We start from the raw sequence: 1,689 nt of genomic DNA, 5'->3' as shown, positions 1-1,689 counted from the left end.
ATGTAAGTGTAAAATATTTCTCGAGGTTATTTGAGCGATATTCTAGCCAAAAAAGAAAAGGCACTCTATCATAAAATGTATGCTTTGACTGGGCAAATACATTTTAGAGAGAGGCCTTTTCATGGGGAATATTATATCAAATATTAATGAGTTAATAAAGGATACCTGTAATTTGATTGAATTAGAGGAAAGTATCCGATTGTTTATGTATGAGGTATTTGCTTCTAAATTGGGAGAAGTATTTACTGGATTGAATCAAGTCATTAAGAAAGAGAAGCAAGCGATGGGTTGGACAGTGAAGCGAGATGATTGGAAAACAATTCAATTCACCTTTGGGTCAGTGTGTTTTTGTCACACGCTTATGGGTGATGAGAAGGGAGATTCTCATTATCCCTTTGATGAATGGTTGGGAATACGAAAGAGCCAACGACATAGTCCATTAGTGGAAGTAAAAGTGGCAGAACTTGCTAGTCAAAGTACATACCGGGAAACAGCACGTGTTTTAAAAGAATGGACTGCAGTTAACCTCAGTCACACAACGGTTGGAAGCATTGTAAGACGTGTTGGGAAAGCGCAGGCACAGGCGGATGAAGAAATGGTAATTGAGTTGGATGAGGCTGCTTTCCTGCCGGAGGGGAAAAAGGTGGAGTATCTATATGCGGAGGCAGACGGTGTTTTTGTGCGTAGTACAGTGAAGAAAAAAAGCCTGGAAGTGCACCATGCCATTGTTCATGAAGGTTGGGAGAAAAATGGAAAACGAGTCGCTTTACGAGAACCCAAAGTCATCATGACGACACAATCAACCCCAGACTTTTGGAATGAAGTACAATCCCTTACAGCCCATCGTTATTCACTGGAGGCTACGCGGGTGGTCACAAACAGTGATGGAGGATTAGGATATACGGCCGAGAAGTTCCAAGAGGCCTTTTCACAATCTCATTTCTCTGTCTTGAATCAGTTGGATCATTATCATGTTTCACAGGCTGTAAATCGTGCTTTAGGTGGCGAACGGAGTAAGTATAAGGATGGCGTTAAAAAGGCACTAAAAGAACATGACCGGGATGCTTTTATATTATGGCTAGATACGTATGAGAGTACCCTAGACGATACAAAAAAAATAGAAAAGGTAAAAGCATTTCGTACGTATGTTATGAATAATTGGGAACGGATTTTTGACTGGCGAGAAGTCGTTGAAAACCCACCAAAAGACGCAAGAAGTTTGGGAGCGATGGAATCAAATCAAAGACACATTTCTTTTCGTATGAAAAAAAGAGGGATGCATTGGAGTTCAGAGGGCGGAGAAGCCATGGTTAAAGTGAAACAAGGGATTTTAAATCAAACACTTAGAGATGTGTACCTAAAACATCAACACAGAAGCGCTAGAAAGCAACGAGAAATTAAAAAAGCAGTTAGAATGTCGCAGATCCTACGTAACCCAACTCGTCCATCAGTGGGAGCCAGACAAGGCGCTATAGGCTTATATACGGCTCATTCAACAGCCATGGGTAATTTAGTTAAGAGCTTTAAATAAATGATACCCTGATTTAGGGGTTACGTTCTTGGGCTTTAGAACGTTACCTCAAAATCGGGGCCAGCAAGCGACAGCGCGGTAGCCCGAATAAAGTGTACAAAATGATGGTGCCTGAAATATTGGTATGAAAGCAACATCGAGAAAAACTTGACACATAC

Annotated in this window: 1 protein-coding gene; it reads left to right on the top strand. The window is 41.0% G+C overall.

Features of this window, described 5'->3' with window-relative positions; all coding sequences use genetic code 11:
• Positions 1-121: 121 nt before the first annotated feature.
• Positions 122-1,531 (top strand): ISLre2 family transposase, encoded by a 1,410-nt coding sequence (locus ABRT01_RS18175; protein ID WP_367749184.1) that lies wholly within the window; start codon positions 122-124, stop codon positions 1,529-1,531.
• The last annotated feature ends 158 nt before the right edge of the window (positions 1,532-1,689 follow it).

The sequence above is a fragment of the Lentibacillus sp. L22 genome (assembly GCF_040812445.1).
GTDB lineage: Bacteria > Bacillota > Bacilli > Bacillales > Amphibacillaceae > Lentibacillus_C > Lentibacillus_C daqui.
This window is presented reverse-complemented; position numbering and strand designations above follow the sequence as displayed.